13 protein-coding genes are annotated in these 14,382 nt (G+C 62.7%); all 13 read right to left on the bottom strand.

Annotated elements, in window-relative coordinates:
* Nucleotides 1–691: 691 nt before the first annotated feature.
* The gene (locus BB934_RS27425) at nt 692–1,387 is read right to left on the bottom strand and encodes an ABC transporter ATP-binding protein (RefSeq protein ID WP_099512500.1); all 696 of its coding nucleotides are present in this window, start codon (nt 1,385–1,387) and stop codon (nt 692–694) included.
* A 2-nt stretch (nt 1,388–1,389) separates the two neighbouring features.
* Nucleotides 1,390–2,679, bottom strand: a complete 1,290-nt coding sequence (locus BB934_RS27420; RefSeq protein WP_099512499.1) for a lipoprotein-releasing ABC transporter permease subunit — start codon at nt 2,677–2,679, stop codon at nt 1,390–1,392.
* A 6-nt stretch (nt 2,680–2,685) separates the two neighbouring features.
* Nucleotides 2,686–4,014: a proline--tRNA ligase gene (gene proS, locus BB934_RS27415; RefSeq protein ID WP_099512498.1), complete on the bottom strand. Its 1,329-nt coding sequence runs from the start codon at nt 4,012–4,014 to the stop codon at nt 2,686–2,688.
* A 396-nt stretch (nt 4,015–4,410) separates the two neighbouring features.
* The gene (locus BB934_RS27410; protein ID WP_418294726.1) at nt 4,411–4,746 is read right to left on the bottom strand and encodes a DUF1467 family protein; all 336 of its coding nucleotides are present in this window, start codon (nt 4,744–4,746) and stop codon (nt 4,411–4,413) included.
* Between the two features lie 10 nt (nt 4,747–4,756).
* The gene (gene mce / locus BB934_RS27405) at nt 4,757–5,161 is read right to left on the bottom strand and encodes a methylmalonyl-CoA epimerase (protein ID WP_099512496.1); all 405 of its coding nucleotides are present in this window, start codon (nt 5,159–5,161) and stop codon (nt 4,757–4,759) included.
* Nucleotides 5,162–5,181: 20 nt separating this feature from the next.
* Complete coding sequence (locus BB934_RS27400) at nt 5,182–6,855, bottom strand: ribonuclease J (RefSeq protein ID WP_099512495.1); 1,674 nt, start codon at nt 6,853–6,855, stop codon at nt 5,182–5,184.
* Nucleotides 6,856–6,860: 5 nt separating this feature from the next.
* Complete coding sequence (locus BB934_RS27395) at nt 6,861–7,685, bottom strand: biotin--[acetyl-CoA-carboxylase] ligase (protein ID WP_099512494.1); 825 nt, start codon at nt 7,683–7,685, stop codon at nt 6,861–6,863.
* Nucleotides 7,686–7,687: 2 nt separating this feature from the next.
* The gene (gene nuoN, locus BB934_RS27390) at nt 7,688–9,130 is read right to left on the bottom strand and encodes an NADH-quinone oxidoreductase subunit NuoN (protein ID WP_099512493.1); all 1,443 of its coding nucleotides are present in this window, start codon (nt 9,128–9,130) and stop codon (nt 7,688–7,690) included.
* Between the two features lie 7 nt (nt 9,131–9,137).
* Nucleotides 9,138–10,649: an NADH-quinone oxidoreductase subunit M gene (locus BB934_RS27385; RefSeq protein WP_099512492.1), complete on the bottom strand. Its 1,512-nt coding sequence runs from the start codon at nt 10,647–10,649 to the stop codon at nt 9,138–9,140.
* Between the two features lie 2 nt (nt 10,650–10,651).
* A complete protein-coding gene (nuoL, locus tag BB934_RS27380; protein ID WP_099512491.1) occupies nt 10,652–12,709 on the bottom strand; it encodes an NADH-quinone oxidoreductase subunit L in 2,058 nt (685 codons plus the stop codon).
* A gap of 106 nt (nt 12,710–12,815) precedes the next feature.
* A complete protein-coding gene (gene nuoK, locus BB934_RS27375) occupies nt 12,816–13,124 on the bottom strand; it encodes an NADH-quinone oxidoreductase subunit NuoK (protein WP_099512490.1) in 309 nt (102 codons plus the stop codon).
* Nucleotides 13,125–13,135: 11 nt separating this feature from the next.
* Nucleotides 13,136–13,750: an NADH-quinone oxidoreductase subunit J gene (locus tag BB934_RS27370; RefSeq protein ID WP_099512489.1), complete on the bottom strand. Its 615-nt coding sequence runs from the start codon at nt 13,748–13,750 to the stop codon at nt 13,136–13,138.
* 138 nt (nt 13,751–13,888) lie between these two features.
* Complete coding sequence (gene nuoI / locus BB934_RS27365; RefSeq protein ID WP_099512488.1) at nt 13,889–14,377, bottom strand: NADH-quinone oxidoreductase subunit NuoI; 489 nt, start codon at nt 14,375–14,377, stop codon at nt 13,889–13,891.
* Nucleotides 14,378–14,382: the final 5 nt, after the last annotated feature.

Raw genomic sequence — 14,382 nt, 5'->3', positions numbered from 1 at the left:
TGTATTTGACCTCTGTGTTCACCTGCACTTGCCTGGGGATATAAACAGTCCCTCCGTTCTTTGGCAGAGATACGGCCTCGCCTCTGTCTCCAGTGGCGGCAATAACCGCTGGCGTCGTAACGACTGTTACAACCCCCTTTTTATCCGTGATGATCGTAGTGATGCTCCTATCGTCATTCACGACTAGTCTTTTGTCTTTAATGTTATCCCCATTCGTATTGACGCCACCGTTGGGAAGAATTCTAACGTCAACGCGAACGCTGGAGCCGCCGCTGACGCCGCCAACACCGCCTTCACCTGTGCCAGCCATGGCACCCCAATAGATACCTTTCTTCCCGTCCTGGCCACCGGCCTTGCCGCCGTGCGCTGCCATGTATAGCAAATAAGCTTCTTCGAGTGGGGTTAGGAACATAGCGCGCCTCCGCTTGCAGACATCGGGCGGCCTCTGACTACATACGGCTGCCGGCACTCTATCGATGAGGCGAAATAGAGAAGACTTAAACTCTCGATTTAGATAGGATTGTTACCGTAATTTAACTTTTTTGCTTGAGCCAATTACTACAAGACGCACATTCCGATACGTCAAATATTACATAAGTTGCAGCTTATTAACGAAATTGAAGCCCCAAACTCTCTTGCATGCTGGTGAGATGACCGCTGCCATGCGGTCACCAAATGCCGACGAAAGACGTTACGGCAACTGCACGACCAACCCGTCCCGTATCGTCACTCGCCGGTCCATGCGGGCGGCTAGGTCCATGTTATGCGTGGCGATGAGGGCCGCGAGCTTGGAGGCGCGGACGATGGCCACCAGAGTCTGGAAGACGCGGCCGGAGGTGTTGGGGTCGAGGTTGCCGGTGGGCTCGTCGGCGAGCAGGAGACGCGGGGCATTGGCGACGGCGCGGGCGATGGCGACCCGCTGCTGTTCGCCGCCGGAGAGTTCGCCGGGGCGATGATCGAGGCGTTTGCCGAGGCCGAGAAAGGTCAGGAGCTGCGTGGCGCGGTCCTGCGCCTCGGCCTTCGACAGGCCACGGATGAGCTGCGGGATCACCACGTTCTCGAGAGCCGAGAACTCCGGCAGGAGATGGTGGAACTGATAGACGAAGCCGAGTTCCTCGCGGCGCACGCGCGTGCGCTCCTGATCGGTCATGGAGGCGGTCGGCTTCGAGCCGACGAAGACCTCGCCGCCATCGGGCTTCTCGAGCAGGCCGGCCACGTGCAGCAGGGTCGATTTGCCGGTGCCCGAGGGCGCGACGAGGGCGACGATCTCGCCCGGCCAGATCGCCAGATCGGCGCCACGCAAAACGTCGAGGAAGCTGTCGCCCTGCGGGTAGCGGCGCTCGACTTTGGAGAGGTAAAGAGCGGGTTGGGAGGAGGCTGCCGACATACTCAACCGTAACGCAACGCTTCGACAGGATCGAGCTTCGCGGCCCGCCACGAGGGATAGAGGGTCGCGAGAAGCGACAGCACCATTGCCATGATGAGGATGGTCGCCACCTCGGTCGGATTCACCTCCGCCGGCAGCCGGCTCAGGAAATAGAGCTCCGCCGGGAAGAGATTGGTGTTCGTGAGCCGCGAGATGACGTCGCGGATCGTCTCGACATTGAGCGCGAGCAGCAGGCCGAGGCCGAAGCCTGCGATCGTTCCGACGATCCCGATGGACGCTCCGGTGATGAGAAACACGCGCATCACGGAACCGCGCGTCGCACCCATGGTTCGCAGGATCGCGATGTCCTCCGACTTGTCCTTCACCAGCATGATCAGGCCGGAGATGATGTTGAGCGCGGCCACGAGCACGATCAGCGTGAGGATCAGGAACATCACGTTGCGCTCGACTTCGAGCGCACCGAAGAAAGTGCGGTTGCGTTGGCGCCAGTCCGTCATGAGGATCGGCCGGCCTGCCGCCTCGTCGATGGCGGCGCGGGCCTGGTCTACCCGGTCGGCATTGTCGAGATAGACCTCGATGAGCTGGACGTCGTTCTGGCGGTTGAAGTAGTTCTGCGCCTCGGTCAGCGGCATGAAGACGAAGGTGGAATCGAATTCCGACATGCCGATCTCGAAGATCGCCTTCACCGGATAACCCTTGACCCGCGGTGCCGTGCCGAAGGGCGTCGACGCGCCGCGCGGCGTGATGAGCGTGAAGGTGTCGCCGGCCTGCAGAGAGAGAGCGTCGGCAAGGCGGCGCCCGATGGCGACGCCCTCCCCGTTCTCGAACTCGTCGAGGCTGCCCTGCCGCAGGTTGCCGGCGATGTGCTCGATCTTGCGCAGATCTTCCGGCCGGATGCCGCGCACGAGGACACCGCTGCCGTTGTATTGCGAGGAGCCAAAGGCCTGTCCTTCGACGAGCGGGATGGCGCGTTTGACTCCCGGCACGGCCGCGATGCGGGCCGCGACCTCCGGGTAATCGGTAAGCGGACTTTCCAGCGGCGCGACGAAGATATGGCCGTTGATGCCCACGATCTTGTCGAGCAGCTCCTTGCGGAAGCCGTTCATGACCGAGAGCACCACGATCAGCGTCGCGACCCCGAGCATGATGCCGAGAAACGAGAAGCCGGCGATCACCGAGACGAAGCCTTCCCGCCGGCGCGTGCGCAGGTAGCGTCCGGCGAGCATCCACTCGAAAAGCGAGAAGGGTTTCGTCCCTGAAGGTGCCGTCTTGGCTTCCGCTGTCTTGGCCATGAGCGCCTATTGACGGCTTGTCAGGCGGGAGACGACATCCTCGAGCGAGAGCAACTCACGCTCGCCCGTCGCACGGCTCTTCAGTTCCACCTTGCCTTCGGCAAGGCCCTTCGGGCCGATCAGCACCTGCCATGGAATGCCGATGAGATCGGCGGTGGCGAACTTGCCGCCGGGACGCTCGTCGCGGTCGTCATAGAGCACGTCGCGTCCGGCCGCTCCAAGTTCGCGATAAAGACGCTCGCTCGCGGCATCGGTTGCGGAGTCGCCGGCCTTCAGGTTCAGGATCGCCACATCGAAAGGCGCAACCGCCTCCGGCCAGACGATGCCGTTCTCGTCATGGCTCGCCTCGATGATGGCGGCGATCAGGCGGCTCGGACCGATGCCGTAGGAGCCCATATGGACCTCCCGCTCCTGCCCGTCCGGCCCCATGACCTTCGCACCCATGGGGGCGGAATACTTGGTGCCGAAATAGAAGATGTGACCGACCTCGATGCCCCGCGCCGACATCTTCTTGTCGGCGGGAACGGCCTCGAAAGCATCGGCTTCGTGCATCTCGGAGGTCGCGGCGTAGAGCGACGTCCACTTGTCGACGGTGCTCTGGAGTCCGGGAATGTCGTCGAAATTCGTGTCCTCCGAGGGAATGTCGAAATTCAGATAATCCGCGTGGCAGAACACCTCGCTCTCGCCGGTCGAGGCCAGGATGATGAATTCGTGGCTCAGGTTTCCGCCGATGGGGCCGGTATCCGCGCGCATCGGGATCGCCTTCAGGCCCATGCGGGCGAAGGTGCGCAGATAGGCCACGAACATCTTGTTGTAGGAATGCACGGCCCCTGCCTGGTCGAGGTCGAAGGAATAGGCATCCTTCATCAGGAACTCGCGCGAGCGCATGACGCCGAAGCGCGGGCGCACCTCGTCGCGGAACTTCCACTGGATATGGTAGAGGTTCAGCGGCAGATCCTTGTAGGAGCGCACATAGCCGCGGAAGATCTCGGTGACCATCTCCTCGTTGGTCGGCCCGAACAGCATGTCGCGCTCGTGCCGGTCCTGGATGCGCAGCATCTCCTTGCCATAGGCGTCGTAGCGGCCCGATTCCCGCCACAGATCGGCGGACTGAATCGTGGGCATCAGCAATTCGACGGCGCCGGAGCGATTCTGCTCCTCGCGGACGATGGCATTGACCTTGTTCAGCACCTTCAAACCGAGCGGCAGCCAGGCATAGATTCCCGCAGCCTCCTGGCGGATCATGCCGGCGCGCAGCATCAGCCGGTGAGAGACGATCTCCGCTTCCTTCGGCGTCTCACGGAGAATGGGAAGAAAGTAGCGGCTCAAACGCATAAGGGACGCCCTTGGGTCTCGATCGGAACAGGTAATAGGTAGCGACTCGCTTCCAGCACACAACACAGGCACCGGGCAAAAGACAAGCTGTCATCGCCCGGAGCGGCCTGCGGCGAGATGGATTAGACCAAAGATCAATACAAGAAATGCCGAAAAATGCATCAGGGCCTGCCTATAAAAGGTGACACCGCTGGGTAAGGTGATTATAAGCAAAATCCTAACGTCTCAGACCTTCAAAGGTCCGAGGCTACGGTCCGAGTTTCGGGAGGAACAAGGTCCCCAGGCGCCCTGAGGCGCTGGCCTGAGAAAGCCAGGGATCAAAAATTGCCAAAAGGCAGTATAGGCAAGGCGAAAGCCTTGCTTTTTCTTTTTAAGCGCCCGTTTTTCGCGTGACGTTCAGAGCCCCGCCAGCGGAAAGACGGCAGCGACGATGACGAGGACGACGGAGGCCACGAGGGTCGTCCAGATCGCCTTTTCGCGCAGGGCCGGAAGAGCCGGCGCGCCAGGCTCGCTTCCCCGCACGACCTCTCCGGTTTCCATCTGGCTGCGGATTCCGAAGGGCAGAACGGCGAAGAGCAGAATCCACCAGATCACGAAATACAATGCGAGACCGCCGCTCACCCGCAGACCGAACGCACTGACGGCAACGGCAATCGCGGCGGCCGAGACTAGCGCCACCACGGCGAGCGTGGACCAGAGCGTTCCGGCCAGAACTTTTACAAAGCTTATCAACAGCTTGTCCTCAAGCCTGCTCGAGTTCGATGAGGGTGCCGTTGAAATCCTTCGGATGCAGGAAAAGCACCGGCTTCCCATGCGCTCCGATCTTCGGCTCGCCGGAGCCCAGCACCCTGGCCCCGGAATTCACAAGCCTGTCCCGGGCGGCATGGATGTCGTCGACCTCGAAGCAGATGTGATGCATGCCCCCATCCGGGTTTTTCTCGAGGAACCGGGCAATGGGAGATTCCGCTCCCAGCGGCTCCAGCAGCTCGACCTTGGTGTTCGGGAGCGTGATGAAGACCACCGTGACGCCATGCTCTTCGAGCGCCTCGGGGGCGGACACTTCGGCGCCCAGGGTGTTGCGATAGATCTCCGAGGCCGCCGCGATGTCGCGCACCGCAATGGCGACATGGTTGAGACGTCCGATCATGGCTCCCTCCCCCTCGATTCTCAGGCCTCGATCACAAGGACGTGGCAGGCCGGCTTCTTGCCCCATTCCTGGTTCACGGCAGCGCGGACGGCACGATGCACCGCGTTCTCCACGGCCTCCGGATCCCGGCGCTTGGCCTTGGACAGCCCATCGAGCAGATCGGCCACCGTATCGGCGATGATATCGGTCATCTCGCGGCCCTGACGATTCTTGTCGGGCAGACCCATGGCATCGATGACCGGGTCGCCGACGAGTTCGCCCCTGTCGTCGATGGCGATGGCAACGGTGACGATGCCGGCAAAAGCCAGCTTGCGCCGCTCGGGCAGCGCCCGCTCACCTGCGCGGATGACGATGTTCCCGTCCCGGTAGAGGCGCCCAGCCGGGATCTTGTCGACGATCTCGGCCGGTCCCGGCGCGAGGCGGACAAGAGTTCCGTTGCGAGCCTTGACCACCTCCTGCACGCCCTGGGCCCGCGCGAACTTGGCATGCTCGCTCAGATGCAGGGCTTCACCATGGGCGGGAATGGCGATGCGCGGACGGGTCCATTGATACATCTGCGCGAGTTCGCCCCGCCGCGGATGGCCCGAGACATGGACCAGTTCGTTACGGTCGGTCGTGACCTCGATGCCCTGCTCGATCAGCCTGTTGATGATGGAGCCGACTTCCTTCTCGTTGCCGGGGATGGCGCGGGACGAAAAGATCACCCGGTCGCCGGCAGAGAGCGCGATATCGGGATGCTCATCCTGCGCGATGCGGGCGAGCGCGGCCCTGGGCTCACCCTGGGATCCGGTGAGGATCGCGACCACCTTGTCGCGCGGCAGATAGCCGAAATTCTCAGGCGAACGAAATTCCGGCAAGCCTTCCAGATAGCCGCATTCCTTCGCCACCTCGACCACCCGATCCATGGCGCGGCCGACCACGATCACCTCGCGCCCGCACTCGCGGGCGGCTTCGGCGACCGAGCGGATGCGCGCGACGTTGGAGGCAAAGGTCGTCACCGCCACCCGGTGCGGCGCATCCTTGATCAGTTGCGCCAAGCTGCGGGAAACGTCGGACTCGCTGGGGCTGGTGCCTTCGCGGACCACGTTGGTGGAATCGCAGACGAGCGCGAGAACGCCCTCGTCGCCCAGAGCGCGGAACGTCTCTTCCGACGTCAGGCTGCCGAGATAAGGCGTGTTGTCGAGCTTCCAGTCGCCCGTATGCACCACGAGACCTTGCGGGGTCCGGATGGCAAGTGCATTCGATTCAGGAATCGAGTGGGCCACTGGCACATATTCGATCTCGAAGGCGCCCAGCTTCAGCCGCTGACCGGGCACGATCTCGTTCAGATCGACCTTCGGCGCATTGGGCTCGGAGAGGCGGCGCGTCTCAAGAAGGCCGATGGCGAACTTCGTCGCGTAGACCGGGGCACGAAGACGCGGCCACATCTCGACGAGAGCGCCGATATGATCCTCATGGGCATGGGTGATGAAGATGCCGAGAAGGTTATGGCGCTCCTCCTCGATGAAGCTCAGATCCGGATAGACGAGATCGATGCCAGGAAGGTTCTCCTCGCCGCCGAAACCCATGCCGCAATCGACAAGAATCCACTGCCGGTTCGCTTCGGGGCCAAAGCCGTAGAGCGCAGCGTTCATGCCGATTTCGCCGAGTCCTCCAAGGGGAAGAAAGACCAATTCGTCCTGGTGGGAAGCCATTCAGTTCAAAACCTTTTCGTGCCAGCGTCGGGCTTGGCTATATCGTGTAGCAAATTGGGAAAATAAAGGTCGCCCGCATCGATGAGTTCCACCCCGTGGGGGCTTTTCAGCTGCAGACGTCCGAACCTGTCGAGACCTTCGAACACACCCTTCTTTTCGCCCGCGGGCAATCGAAGCCTCACCTCTTCCCCCACTCCCGCTGCCCGCTCCAACCAGAGCCGACGGATTGCGCCGAAAGGATCAGATGCATTCATGCGGGACGAAGTGCGCCATGCCGAGAAGGTTCTGGCGAAGGCTGCAGCAAGGGAGCGGAGCAGGATGTCCCTGGTGAGGTCGGGCCTGACCGTCGTCAGCGCAGCGGCCGGATAGGGCGTGCCGGTCGGAGCGAAGGCGACGTTGACGCCGAATCCGATCACGATGGCGAGGGGCCCATCCGCCTGAATCTTGTGCCCTTCGAGCAGGAGGCCGGAGACCTTGGCGCCGTCGAGCAACAAGTCGTTGGGCCATTTCAGGGAGAGATTCGGCGCCCCGATTCCCGTCACCTCCTCCACCGCCTCGTGCAGGGCTAGGCCTGCCACGAAACCGAGTTGGGGTGCTGCGGCGACTTCGCAGGGGTCGATCAGAAGGAGGCTGGCATAGAGGTTGCCCTGGGGCGACGACCATTGCCGCCCGTGACGCCCCCTGCCCGCCAGCTGCTCGGCAGCGGTGATCCAGAGCTGCCCCGGATCGCCGGAGCGAGCGGCCTTCAGGGCGTCGTCGTTCGTCGAGTCCGTCGCCTCGAGCGAGACAAGCCGGTAACCGGTAGACTCAGTCTCGGGCGACAGGTTCACGACTAGAACAGCGACCGCGCAGCGGCACCCGCTGCGGCGACCAGCGGCGACGGGACGATGCCGAACAGGACGACGAAGATGCTGCTGACTGCCAGCACGAGCTTCACGCCCATCGGCATGGCATCGTAGCGCTCGCCCGGCGCATCGAAGTACATCACCTTGACGATGCGCAGGTAGTAATAAGCGCCCACTACGCTCGTCACCACGCCGATCACGGCGAGGGCGACGAGGTTGGCCTGGATAGCGGCGGCGAAGACGTAGAACTTGGCGAAGAAGCCGGCGAGCGGCGGAATGCCGGCGAGCGAGAACATCATCATCGCCAGGCAGAAGGCCAGGGCGGGATGCGTGCGGGAGAGGCCGGAAAGATCGTCGATCGAATCGAACATCACGTTGCCGCGGCGCATGGCGAGGATAATCGCGAAGGAGCCGAGCGTCATGGCGAGATAGATCGCCATGTAGATTGCGACGCCCTGGACACCGTCCGGCGTGCCGGCGGCAAGGCCGATCAGCGCATAGCCGACATTGCCGATGGAGGAATAGGCCATCAGGCGCTTCAGGTTGCGCTGGCCGATGGCGGCGAACGAGCCGAGCGCCATCGAGGCAATCGAGATGAAGACGATGATCTGCTGCCACTGCACCAGGATGCCCGGGAAGGCATCGATGAAGACGCGCGTCGCCATCGCCATGCCGGCCATCTTGGGCGCGGCGGCGAAGAACGCCGTCACGGGCGTCGGCGAGCCCTCGTAGACGTCGGGCGTCCACATGTGGAACGGCACGGCCGAGATCTTGAAGGAGATGCCGGCGGCGATGAAGACGAGACCGACGATGGCGCCGATGCCGACGGTATTGCCCTGCAAGGTCGAGGCGATGGTCGGGAAGGACACGCTGCCGGTAAAGCCATAAACCAGCGAGGCGCCGTAGAGCAGCATGCCGGAGGACAGGGCGCCGAGCACGAAATACTTCAGGCCGGCTTCTGTCGAGCGCACGTTGTCGCGGTCGAAGGCTGCGATCACGTAGGACGACAGGCTGAGCAGCTCGAGGCCGAGATAGAGCGCGATCAGATCGTTCGCCGAGATCACCATCATCATGCCGATGGTCGAGAGCACGATCAGGATCGGGTACTCGAAGCGGCTGATCCCTTCGCGGCGCATGTAGTCGAGCGAGAGGATCACGCCGCCGGCGGAGGCGATCAGCGTCAGCGCCTTCATGAACTTGGCGAAGCTGTCCACCACGAAAGAGCCGGCCATGGTCTCGACCCGCTCGGACGGCAGCATGAGCACCGCCACGAAGGCGACGGCCAGAAGCGCGAGCGCGATGATGTTCATGCCGTAGCCCGGGCGCTCGCCGCGGAAGGCGCCGAACAGCACCATGACGAGAACTCCGGCCGCCATGAGGATCTCTGGCAGCATCGGACCGAAGGCGGGAATGGTGAGGGCGGGATTCATCGTGACCTCAGTGTGCGGCAAGAGCTGCCGTTTTCACGGTGGCAAGCGCGGCCTGGACGCTGTTCATGAGCGCATCCGTCGGCGCAGCGAAGGCGTCGAGGATGGGACCGGGCTGGATACCGTAATAGATGATGAGCAGAATGAGCGGCGCGAAGGTGATGATCTCGCGGCGGTTCAAATCCGTGATGGTCTGGAGCGCCGGCTTGTCGAGCTCGCCGTAGACGACGCGCCGGTAGAGCCAGAGCGCATAGGCTGCCGAAAGGATCACTCCCGATGCCGCAAAGAACGCGACCCAGGTGTTGGAGCGGAAGGCGCCCATCAGGGTCAGGAACTCGCCGATGAAGCCCGACGTGCCCGGCAGGGCGACGTTCGCCATCGTCAGGATCAGGAACACGACGGCATAAAGCGGCATCCGGTTCACGAGGCCACCATAGGCCTTGATCTCGCGGGTATGCATTCGGTCGTAGATCACGCCGACGCTGAGGAAGAGCGCACCGGAGACCAGACCGTGCGAGATCATGGTGAACATGGCGCCCTGGATGCCCTGCTCGTTCATGCTGAACAGGCCCATGGTGACGAAGCCCATATGCGCTACCGAGGAATAGGCGATGAGCTTCTTGATGTCCTCCTGCATCAGGGCGACCAGCGAGGTGTAGATGATCGCGATGACGGAGAGCGCATAGACCAGCGGCGCGAAATAGAGTGACGCATCCGGGAACATGGGCAGCGACACTCGGATGAAGCCGTAGCCGCCCATCTTCAGCAGCACGCCCGCCAGGATCACGGAGCCTGCCGTCGGCGCTTCCACGTGCGCGTCCGGAAGCCAGGTGTGAACCGGCCACATGGGCATCTTCACCGCGAACGAGGCGAAGAAGGCAAGCCACAGCCAGATCTGCAGGTTCGGCGCGAACTTGTAGCCCAGGAGGGTCGGAATGTCCGTCGTGCCCGCGGTCCAGTACATGGCCATGATGGCCAGGAGCATCAGGACGGAGCCGAGCAGCGTGTAGAGGAAGAACTTGAAGCTCGCATAGATGCGCCGCTTGCCGCCCCAGATGCCTATGATGAGGAACATCGGAATGAGGCCCGCCTCGAAGAACAGGTAGAACAGCACGAGATCGAGGGCGCAGAACACGCCGATCATCGTGGTTTCGAGGACAAGGAAAGCGACGAAATATTCCTTGATCCGGGTCTCGATCGAGTCCCACGAGGCCAGGATGCAGAACGGCATCAGGAACGTAGTGAGCAGGATGAGCGGAATCGAGAAGCCGTCGACGCCGAGCTTGAAGCGGATGGTCTCGGTCAGCCAGGAATGGCTTTCCACGAGCTGGAACGAGGCCGAGGCGATATCGAACCGGGCCCAGGCGACGAGCGACAGCAGGAAGGTGGCGATCGTCGTCGCAAGGGCGGCCCAGCGGGCGTTCGAGCGGGCGGCCTCGCTATCGCCGCGCAGGGTCAGGATGAAGGCCGCGCCGACAAGCGGCAGGATGAGAAGGCCGGAGAGGATGCCGAAGCCGAGCATAGTTACACTCCCCTGAAGAGATAGAAGGTCACGAGAGCTGCAACGCCGATCAGCATCGCGAAGGCATAGTGATAGACATAGCCGGTCTGCACCCTCACCACGCCGCGCGTCACGTCGAGGACGCGGGCGGAGATGCCGTCGGGCCCGAGCCCGTCGATGATCTTCTGGTCGCCGGTGCGCCAGAGGAAGCGGCCGATGGCCATGGCGGGCCGCACGAAGATCGCGTCGTACAGCTCGTCGAAGTACCACTTGTTCAAGAGGAAGCGGTACAGGATCGGGTGATCGGCGGCGAGCTTCTCCGGCTGCTTGCTGTCGATGATGTACATGTAGACGGCCAGCAGGAAGCCGAGGATCATCATGATCGTCGGCAGCAGCGGGACCCAGCCCGGGAGATGGTGCATCTCTTCCAGGATGTGGTTGTCGGGACGGGTGAACAGAGCGCCCTTCCAGAACTCCTGGTAGCCTTCGCCGATGAAGGCGCCGTGGAAGACGATGCCGGCGACAACCGCGCCGGTGGCGAGCACGAGCAGCGGCAGCAGCATCACGAGCGGGCTCTCATGGGGCGTGTGGTCGCCGTGATGGCCGTGCTCATGCTGGGCATGGGTCGCCGGCTCGACGTCGTGACCGTGTGCATCGTGCTCGACGCCCTCGTGCTGGCCATGCGCGTGCTGGTCGTGATGGCTGTGGCCCCAGCGCGCAGTTCCCTCGAAGGTGAGGAAGAACAGACGCCAGGAGTAGAACGAGGTCATGAAGGCAGCGACAACCGTCGCCAGGAAGGCAAAGGAGCCCGCCGAGGAATGGGCCGCATAAGCCGCCTCGATGATCGCGTCCTTGGAATAATAGCCTGCGGTGAACGGAAAGCCGGTCAGAGCCAGGGTGCCGACCGCCATCATCGCCGTGGTGAACGGAATGTACCGGCGCAGGGCGCCCATATGGCGGATATCCTGCTCATGGTGCATGGCGTGAATGACCGAGCCGGCACCCAGGAACAGCAGCGCCTTGAAGAAGGCGTGCGTGAACAGGTGGAACACGCCGGCGCCGTAGGCGCCGACACCAAGGCCCACGAACATGTAGCCGAGCTGAGAGCAGGTCGAATAGGCGATGACGCGCTTGATGTCGTTCTGAACCAGACCGACCGTCGCGGCGAAGAAGGCCGTGATGCCGCCGATGACAGTAACGACAGCGAGAGCCGAAGGAGCATATTCGAAGATCGGCGATAGGCGCGCGACCATGAAGACGCCGGCGGTCACCATGGTGGCGGCATGGATGAGGGCCGAGACCGGGGTCGGGCCTTCCATGGCGTCCGGAAGCCAGGTGTGCAACAGGAACTGAGCCGACTTGCCCATGGCGCCCATGAAGAGCAGCAGGCAAGCAATGGTCAGGGCATGCCACTCGATGCCGAGGAACATGAAGCGTGCGTTCTGGAACTCTGCGACGCGCGGGAAGATCTGGTCGAAGGTGACGCCGTTGAACAGCACGAAGACCATGAAGATGCCGAGCAGGAAGCCGAAATCGCCGACGCGGTTGACGATGAAGGCCTTCATGGCCGCCGCGTTGGCAGAATCCTTCTGGTACCAGAAGCCGATGAGCAGATAGCTCGCGAGGCCCACGCCTTCCCAACCGAAGAACATCTGGACGAGGTTGTCCGCCGTCACCAGCATGAGCATGGTGAAGGTGAAGAGCGACAGATAGGCGAAGAAGCGCGGACGGTGCGGATCCTCGTGCATGTAGCCGATGGAATAGAGGTGCACGAGGGCCGAAACGGTATTCACCACCACCAGCATCATGACGGTCAGCGTGTCGATCCGGAACGCCCAATCGACCTGGAGATCGCCGACCGACATCCACTGGGCCACCTGGATACGTTCAAACACCGGCCCGGAGCCAGGCTCAGCATTGGTGAGGAAGCCGACTTGAATGAAAGCCACCCAGGACAGGACCGCCGCTACGAAGAGCAGCGCGGTCGTGACGATCTCGCTCGGCCGGGCGCCGAGGACCCGTCCGAAGATGCCTGCGATGAAGAAGCCGACGAGCGGCAGGAAGACGATTGCGTGATACATTGTCGTTTACTTCGCCGTTCGGGCCTGGCTCATGGCCGCATGATTTTGGTCAGAAAACCGGTTCCCACTTTTCGCTGACGCGGACCGCTGGTTCTGAATCATGGGCTTAGCCCCTCAACCTGTTGATGTCTTCAACCGCGATGGAGCCGCGATTGCGGAAGAAGACCACCAGAATGGCCAGGCCGATCGCCGCCTCCGCCGCCGCGACCGTGAGGATCAGCATGGCGAAGACCTGGCCGACGATGTCGTTCAGGTGGGTCGAGAAGGCCACCATGTTGATGTTCACGGCGAGCAGGATCAGCTCGATGGACATCAGGATGACGATCACGTTCTTCCGGTTGATGAAGATGCCGAACACGCCGAGCGTGAAGAGGACGGCGGCGACGGTGAGATAATGACCCAGTCCGATTACCATGTCGTCTCTCCTTAGATGCCCTGGCGGAAGGGAACCTTCCGCACCTCGACGGCGGTCTGCTGCGTCCGGGCATTCTGCTTGGAAATGTCCTGGCGCCGCACGCCGACCCGCTCGCGCAGGGTCAGGACGATGGCGCCGATCATGGCCACCAGCAGGATCAGGCCTGCCGCCTGGAAGAAGTAGAAGTAGCGGGTGTAGAGCACCTGGCCGAGAGCCTCGGTGTTGGTCATCACGTCGGCGGCCGGAATCGGCACGGACGGGGAGCGCACCAGACCCGGGTCGATGGTGTAGGTCCCGACCACCAGGATCAGCTCGAGCAGGAGGATCACCCCGATCAGGCCGCCGATGGGCAGGTATTGCAGGAAGCCCTGGCGAAACGCGGCGAAGTCCACGTCGAGCATCATGACGACGAAAAGGAAGAGCACCGCGACCGCGCCCACATAGACGATGACCAGGATCATCGCCAGGAACTCCGCCCCCATCAGCAGGAACAGGCCCGCCGCATTGACGAAGGCTAGGATGAGGAACAGCACCGACTGCACGGGGTTGCGGGAGGCAATCACCATGAAGCCGGAGGCGATCGTGATCGTCGCGAACAGATAGAAGAAGGCGGCGGTAACCGTCATGCTTAAGCTCAAGCCGCCCGAGGCGACCCCTTCCGACGTGGCTCCGGAGAATCCGGCGGCCTGTCTATAAAATCCGAATCCGGGGGGCACAACCCGCCGGACCTGCTTGCCCCCTGCCCTTGCCTGGCAGGACGCCTTTTACCGGTAGGGCGCGGTCTTCGCGAGGTTTCTCGCGATCTCGCGCTCCCAGCGCTCCCCATTATCGAGAAGCTTGGCCTTGTCGTAGTAGAGTTCCTCGCGGGTCTCCACAGAGAACTCCAGGTTCGGACCCTCCACGATGGCGTCCACCGGGCAGGCTTCCTGGCACATGCCGCAATAGATGCACTTCACCATGTCGATGTCGTAGCGCGTCGTGCGGCGGGTGCCGTCGTTGCGGCGCGGGCCGGCCTCGATGGTGATGGCCTGGGCCGGGCAGATGGCCTCGCAGAGCTTGCAGGCGATGCAGCGCTCTTCCCCGTTGGGATAGCGCCGCAGGGCGTGCTCGCCGCGGAAACGAGGCCCGCGATGACCCATCTCGAAGGGATAGTTCAGGGTCGCCTTCGGCTTGAAGAAATACTTCACCGTCAGGACGAACCCTGAGATGAACTCCTTCAGCAGGAGCGATTGGGCAATGCGATCGAGCTGCATGGGGC

It is taken from the genome of Microvirga ossetica (assembly GCF_002741015.1).
Lineage (GTDB): Bacteria > Pseudomonadota > Alphaproteobacteria > Rhizobiales > Beijerinckiaceae > Microvirga > Microvirga ossetica.
Note: the sequence above shows the minus strand (reverse complement) of the source record. Positions and strands in the feature narration are given on the sequence as shown.